Below are 7,409 nucleotides of genomic sequence, written 5' to 3' on the forward strand. Positions count from 1 at the left end.
ATCGTACAATCCCCGCCCTCCCGCGGTTCTACGCCGACCTAGAGGTCAGCAGCCGTCGGACAGCTTTCGCTATCGAACGATGTGGTAGACCTTTGCCTCGTAGGGGCGCAGGGTCGAACCTGCGTCGTCCTTGTAGTTGGAGCTCACCAGCTCGACGCGGGCGCCAGACTCGTGTGCCTCGTTCAACACGGCGAAGTCGCGCTCCAGCTCGTCGGCGGTGAAGTTCGAAATCACCAGCAGAGACTCGTTCGCGGGGGAACCGTCCGCGCCGCCGGTACGGGTGTAGGCGTACACGGCCTCGTCCTGATCGTGCGGAACCTGGAGCGAATCAACCGGAGCGAAGGATGCGTAAACCATCAGATCCTTCAGCTCGCCGCGGCGCAGAGCCACCAGCTGCTGGTAGTGGTAGAAGATCGAGTCCTCATCCGCCAGAACAGCCTCAGCGTTAATCGCCGGGTAGTTCGGGTTCACGTTAATCCAGGTGGTCACGCCCTCGGGGCTGAAGCCGGCGTTTGCCGAAGCATCCCACTGAACCGGGGTACGAGCATTGTCGCGGCCCTTGATGTAGATCGCCTGCATCGCCTCTTCGTGGCTCAGACGCTTGTGGTCCACGTGCATGTCCTCGTAGAAGCGGATCGAGTCACCATCGCGGTAATCCTCAATCGAATCGAACTTCACGTTGGTCATGCCGATTTCTTCACCCTGGTAAATGTACGGGGTGCCCTGCATGAAGTGCAGAGTGGTCGCCAGCTGCTTAGCGGACAGGGTGCGGAACTCATCCGAATCGTTACCGAAACGGGAGACCACACGCGGCTGGTCGTGGTTGTTCCAGTACAACGAACCCCAGGCGTTACCCTCCAGGGTGGTCTGCCAGTCGTTCAGGATGCGCTTGAGCTCGGTCAGCTTGTACGGCGCGTAGGACCACTTACCGCCCAGCTTGCCGTTCGGGTCGTTATCCACGCCCATGTGATCGAAGTGGAAGATCATGTTCAGCTCACCGGTGTGGTAGCCGGCCCACAGCTTAGCGTCCTCGGGGCTGGTTGCGCTGGTCTCGCCCACGGTCATCACATCGTAGCGGCTGAAGGTCTCGCGGGTCAGTTCCTTCATCCACGGGTGCACCATGGTGCCGTTCGTAATGACGAACGGAATCGAGGAGGTGTGCTTCTCAAAGTCGGTGGAGGGGTCATCCGGGAAACCCTCGGGCTTGGAGATGATGTTGATAGCGTCCAGGCGGAAGCCGTCAACGCCCTTGTCCAGCCACCAGCGGACCATGGAGTACAGGTCCTCGCGAACCTTCTCGTTCTCCCAGTTCAGGTCGGGCTGTTCCTTGAAGAAGATGTGCAGGTAGAACTGGCCGGTCGCCTCGTCCCACTCCCACGCCGGGCCACCGAACTCGGATGCCCAGTTGTTCGGAGGAATCGGGTTGCCGTCCTCGTCGAAGCCCTTCGGGTCCTTCCAAATGTAGTAGTCGCGGTAGGGATTGTCCTTAGACGAGCGGGACTCCTTAAACCAGGGGTGCTCATCGGAGGTGTGGTTCGCGACCAGGTCCATCAGAATCTTGATGCCGTGCTTGTGAGCGGTTTCAAGCATCTCGTCAAAGTCTTCCATGGTGCCGAAGTCACTCATGATGGCGAAGTAGTCAGAGATATCATAGCCGTTGTCCACGTTCGGCGAGTCGAACACGGGGGAGAGCCAAATGACGTTGATGCCCAGCTTAGCCAGGTAGGGCAGCTTCTCGGTGATGCCCTTCAGGTCGCCAATACCGTCGCCGTTTGCGTCGTTGAAGGAACGGGGGTACACCTGGTACACCACGGCTTCCTTCCACCACTGGCGGCCTTCGTAGGAGGGAACCTGGTATGCCTCGGAATTGCTCATAATTGCCTTTCTGTACCGGCGGGTTACGCCGAAGAGAAAAAAGGAGTCTGTGATTGAAGTATAGGGCGAGGGGGACCGGAACGTCCGCGTCTGGTCCCCCTCGCGCACCATTATTTTGGGGCGTGCCTACTCGGCGTTACCGAAGAGGTAGACCTTAGCCTCGTAGGGGCGCAGCAGGGTGCCCTCGTCGGTGAACTCGCGGTTCTCATCGCGGTAGTTCGAGCTAATCAGCTGCGGAACGTTCGAGATAGCCTTCAGCTCGGTCGGGGAGAGGGCCTGCGAGTTGGTCAGCACGACCGAGTCCAGGTTGCCGCCCGCGTAGTTCAGCTGAACGGTGTCGTCGGTGAAGTTGGCGACGACCAGCAGGGCGCGCTCGCCGGTTGCGGCTGCGTCCTCGTCGGAGTTCACGCGCAGGTAGGCGTAGACCTGGTCATCCTCTTCATCCAGCAGGCGGTACTCGCCGGTCAGGACAATCGGGTGCTTGCGGCGCAGGCTAATCAGGTCGCGGTAGTGGTAGAACACCGAATCCGGGTCTGCCAGCTCGGACTCCGCGTTAATCTCGGTGTAACGCGGGTTCAGCTTCAGCCACGGGGCGCCTGTGGTGAAACCTGCGTTCTCGCCGGCGGTCCACTGCATGGGGGTGCGGGCGTTATCGCGGCCGGAGGCGCTGATGTAGCGCAGCATGTCCTGGGGGGAGACGCGGCCGGACTCCTCAACGTACTTGCGCCAGGAGTCGTGAATCTCCAGGTCGTTGTAGTCCTTGACGTCGTCGAAGAAGACGTTGGTCATGCCCAGCTCTTCGCCCTGGTAGATGTAGGGGGTACCCTGCATCATGTGCAGCACGGTACCCAGCATCTTGGCGCTGACGGTGCGGTACTCGGGGGAGTCGTTACCGAAGCGGGAGACGGTGCGCGGCTGGTCGTGGTTGTTCCAGTACAGGGAGTTCCAGCCGCGGCCGTGCAGGCCCTCCTGCCAGTGGGTGAGGACCTTCTTCAGGTCCACCAGGTCGAAGCGGCGGTCGGACCACTTGCCGGTCACGCCACCCTCGGAGGCATCCACGTCCATGTGCTCGAACTGGAACACCATCTGCAGCTCGTTGCGGTCGAAACCGGTGTAGAGCGCGGCGTCGTCGACGGTCACGCAGGGGGTTTCGCCCACGGTCATGACCGGGTACTTGCTCAAGACCTCGCGGTTCATCTCCTGCAGGAATTCGTGCACGCGCGGGCCGTTGGCTGCGACAGCCAGGGAGTTGTCGAGGCCGCCAGCGAGGACTGCCGGATCCTCGGGGAAGGAGAGGTCCTTAGAAATCAGGTTGATGACGTCCATGCGGAAGCCGTCCACGCCCTTGTCCAGCCAGAAGCGCATGATGTCGTAGACCTCTTCGCGGACCTTCGGGTTCTCCCAGTTCAGGTCGGGCTGCTTGACGGAGAAGTAGTGCAGGTAGAACTGGCCGGTTGCCTCATCCCACTCCCACACGGAGGGGCTGAAGCAGGAAATCCAGTTGTTCGGCGGAATAGGCTTGCCGTCCTCGTCGAAGCCCTTGGGGTCGCGCCAGATGTAGTAGTCGCGGTAGGGATTGTCCTTGGAGGAGCGTGCCTGCTTGAACCATTCGTGCTCGTCGGAGCTGTGGTTGACGACCAGGTCCATCATGAGCTTGATGCCGTGCTTGTGCGCAGTTTCGAGTAGCTCATCGAAGTCTTCCATGGTGCCGAACTCGGCCATGATGGCGCGGTAGTCGGAGATGTCGTAGCCGTTATCGTCGTTCGGAGAAGCGTAGATGGGGGAGAGCCACAGTACTTCGATGCCGAGGTCTGCCAGGTACGGAATCTTCTCGGTGATGCCGGGCAGGTCGCCGATGCCGTCGCCGTTGGAGTCGTTGAAGGAGCGGGGGTAAATCTGATAGACAACGGGTTCCTGCCACCACTGGGTCTGGGTCGTCATTGTTCTTCCTTCCCTTGGTATGGATGAGTGTTGTGTGGGGCCGCTCTGTGGGCGGCTAAAGTCTGATGCCCTTAGTGCTGGGTGGTGAGGGGCGTCAGGACGCTCTGCGGGGCCCAGCTTGCGGGGTCAATCTCCAGGAGCAGGCCGCTGTGATCGGAAATCGCCTCGGGGGAGTTATCCCGGAAGACCACCTCGTGGGAAGCCACGTCGACGAGGCGGTCGGTGAACACGAAATCGATGCGCTTGGCATCCGAGGAGCCCTCCCAGCCGGCAATCTCGCGGTGCACGGTGTTCTCACCCTTGGTGTGCTTCGCGATGGTGCGGGTATCGATCAGGCCGGTAGAGGTCACGAAGGCGTAGCCCTCGTCGGGCAGATGCGCGGCGGAGTTGAAGTCGCCGCCGAGCAGTACGGGGGCGGTTTCGGCACATTCGGCCAGGGTCTGCGAGAGGCGGGTGAATTCCTGAGCGAAGAGGGGCTCACCGTCGAAGTCCCACCAAGACATGTGGGTGGTGGCGCACCAGAAAGGACCGGAGGGGGTCTCGATGAGGGCGGCCTGCGCGGCGCGGCGCTGCACCTGGAAGTAGGTGTAGTCGGGGGACATGTCGATGGGCCTGATGCCGCGGATCGGCATGCGCGAGAGGACGGCCACGCACTCGTCGTAGCGCTCCCACCCGAGGTGGGTCTCGGTGAAGGTCCACTCGTAGCGGGCGCCGAGCGCCTCCAGCGTGCGCACGAGGAGCAGGGCGTAGTTGTCTTCACGGACCGGGATGCCCGCGCCACCGCGGAAGTGGAGGGGATGCTCCACCACGGGGGTGGAGGTCAGCTGGTTGACCTCCTGGAGGGCGATAACGTCCACCTGCTGATCAACGATGAACTGCGCGAGGGTGCGGATCTTGTCAATCTGATGGATTTCGCACCAGCTGTGGGTGTTGAGGGTGAGGAAACGCATATATATAAGTTTCGATTGGGTTTCGGGTAGGGGTACGGGGTGGGCGCGTCGGATGGCTCTCTCCGTGGAAGCTCTGAGTGGTGGAGGGCAGTCTCCGGCCGCGCAAGTATGTTCATGCTATCGAGTCTGGGCCCCGGCAGACAGGGGAAAAGCTTGATTATTCCCCAGTATTTTTACCCGGTGCCGGGATATGTTTCAGGTTGTGAAAAACTCTTTCAGAACTGTCCTTCGGGTGCATATGGGTCGGAATGAAGTGGCATTATTATTTCTGTCTAAAACACATTCGACACTTAGCGCGCGCAGGTCGTGTGGTGTGCATCTCATACACTTTCAAGGGTGTTTATAAAGATGCGTTAGCCCAGGCGGGCAAAGACCGCCCGCCCCTTGCGCCCGCTCACTCGATACCCGAAAGGGCGTATAGCCTCATGATGGAAAAAGTACAGAGGTTCGGCTCTGCCATGCTGGCACCCGTTCTTCTCTTCGCATTCGCTGGCCTCGCGGTCGGTATTGCGATCATCGCGCAGAACGACCAGCTGATTGGCCTGGCCGCCGATAAGAACAACCTCTGGTCCCAGTTCTGGGCCGTATGGGAGTCCGGTGCGTGGACCGTCTTCAACCAGATGGAACTGCTCTTCGTGATCGGTCTGCCCATTGCACTGGCAAAGACCGCTAACGCACGTGCAGTGATGGAAGCTGCAATGGTCTACCTGACCTTCAACTACTTCGTCGGCACCATGCTCAAGGTATGGGGCAAGGGCGGCACCGGTTTCTTCGACCTGGACTACACCACCGACATCTCTGAGAGCGCGGCAGGTACCGGTCTGAAGATGATCGCCGGTATCAAGACCATGGACACCGGTATCTTCGGTGCCATCATCATCTCCGCAATCGTGGTGTGGGCACACAACCGCTGGTTCGACAAGAAGCTGCCCGACTTCCTCGGCATCTTCCAGGGTTCCCAGTACGTCTACGGCGTCTGCTTCTTCCTGATGATGCCCATCGCCTTCCTGTTCTCCTGGCTGTGGCCCTACGCTCAGCACGGCATCTCCTCCCTGCAGGGCTTCTTCATCGCATCCGGCGCACTCGGCGTGTGGGTTTACACCTTCCTCGAGCGCTTCCTGATTCCGACCGGTCTGCACCACTTCATCTACTCCCCGTTCGTCTTCGGTAACGTTGTTACCCCGAACGGTATCGCTAAGGACTGGCCGACCCACCTAACCGAGTTCGCAAAGAGCGACAAGCCCCTGAAGGAACTGTTCCCCGGCGGCGGCTTCGCACTGCACGGTAACTCGAAGGTCTTCGCACCCATCGGTATCGCAGCGGCGTTCTACACCACTGCTCGTCCCGAGAAGCGCAAGGAAGTTCTCGCTCTGATGATTCCCGTCTGCCTCACCGCGATCCTGATTGGTATCACCGAGCCCCTCGAGTTCACCTTCCTGTTCCTGGCACCCCCGCTGTTCCTGGTCCACGCAATCCTGGCAGCATCCATGGCAGCAATCATGTACCAGCTGGGTCTGGTTGGTTACATGGGTGGCGGTCTGCTCGACTTCCTGTTCCAGAACTGGATTCCGCTGTGGGCAAACCACTCCGGCACCTACCTCATGCAGATTGGTGTGGGCCTGTGCTTCACCGTCCTGTACTTCGTGATCTTCCGCTTCATGATTCTGAAGTTCGACTTCAAGACCCCCGGTCGTGAAGAAGACGGCGGCGAGACCAAGCTCTACAGCAAGGCAGAGTACAAGGCTGCTAAGGCTGCTGAGAAGGACGGCGGCGCAGCCGCTGCCGGTGACGCCGAAGGCGCCGACCTGTACGCACCCCGTGCGGCTGGCTTCCTCGAGCTGCTCGGCGGCGCAGACAACATCACCACCGTGAACAACTGCGCAACCCGCCTGCGTGTCTCCGTGGCCGATGAGTCCCTGGTCAGCACCTCGGATGCGGAGTTCAAGAGCGCTGGCGCCCTGGGTGTCGTCCGCAAGGGCAAGGCCTTCCAGGTGATTGTCGGTATGGACGTTCCCCAGGTCCGTGAACGCTTCGAGACCATGGTGAACAGCTCCAAGAGCAACGTCTAGAGCCATCGCATTTGCTCGCCGCGTAGTTCGCGCATCGGGCAGTGAATAATCCGCTTCGCCGGCGGTACCGGATACATCCGGTGCTGCCGGCGAAGCTGTATCTTGGGTATCCTTGGCCCCGGTTGTGGGCCTCTCTCGAAAGGTTCTGCGTGAGCGGGAACAATACGGCAGAACCGGGCTGTGGAATCCGAAGCGTGTAATATTTATATATTGCTCACCATCGGATTCAGGAGCTCTGAGTGGATTTACAAGACGTCGTGAATGCGAATCAGCACCGGTTCAGTGAAACTGAACGGGAAATTTTGGCCTTCATGCTGGAGAACGAGGAGTTCGTCGCGGAGTCGACGATCAATTCTTTGGCGCACAAAACCTACACCTCGACCAGTTCGATTATTCGACTGACGAAGAAGCTGAACTTTTCAGGATTCGCTGAGCTGAAGTACTTCATCAAGTCTTCCCTTAGCCGTAGTGAGCCCTTCAACCCCCGCTTCATCGAGAGCGGCCGCGAGGATATTCAGCGCACCTACGACTACCTCGACCACATGGAGTTGAGCGGTCTGCTTAAACGCATCTA

Annotated in this window: 4 protein-coding genes and 1 pseudogene; 2 read left to right on the forward strand and 3 right to left on the reverse strand. The window is 60.0% G+C overall.

Annotated features, from left to right (window positions below):
* Positions 1 to 69 precede the first annotated feature (69 nt).
* From HMPREF2630_RS05120 to HMPREF2630_RS05130, 3 genes are all read right to left on the reverse strand, one after another.
* A complete protein-coding gene (locus HMPREF2630_RS05120; RefSeq protein WP_070483689.1) occupies positions 70 to 1,875 on the reverse strand; it encodes an alpha-glucosidase in 1,806 nt (601 codons plus the stop codon).
* A gap of 126 nt (positions 1,876 to 2,001) precedes the next feature.
* Entirely contained in the window at positions 2,002 to 3,816 is a 1,815-nt protein-coding gene (locus HMPREF2630_RS05125; protein ID WP_070483691.1) for a glycoside hydrolase family 13 protein, read from the reverse strand.
* Positions 3,817 to 3,887: 71 nt separating this feature from the next.
* Entirely contained in the window at positions 3,888 to 4,766 is an 879-nt protein-coding gene (locus HMPREF2630_RS05130; RefSeq protein ID WP_070483693.1) for an endonuclease/exonuclease/phosphatase family protein, read from the reverse strand.
* A gap of 428 nt (positions 4,767 to 5,194) precedes the next feature.
* Between HMPREF2630_RS05130 and HMPREF2630_RS05135 the strand changes: the two genes are divergently transcribed.
* Both HMPREF2630_RS05135 and HMPREF2630_RS05140 read left to right on the forward strand, forming a co-directional pair.
* Positions 5,195 to 6,835 (forward strand): alpha-glucoside-specific PTS transporter subunit IIBC, encoded by a 1,641-nt coding sequence (locus tag HMPREF2630_RS05135; protein WP_305793923.1) that lies wholly within the window; start codon positions 5,195 to 5,197, stop codon positions 6,833 to 6,835.
* 239 nt (positions 6,836 to 7,074) lie between these two features.
* Positions 7,075 to 7,409 (forward strand): annotated as a pseudogene (locus HMPREF2630_RS05140) (MurR/RpiR family transcriptional regulator); the annotation flags it as partial.

Origin of the sequence: Rothia sp. HMSC072B03, assembly GCF_001809565.1 — a bacterium.
Classification (GTDB): Bacteria; Actinomycetota; Actinomycetes; order Actinomycetales; family Micrococcaceae; genus Rothia; species Rothia mucilaginosa_A.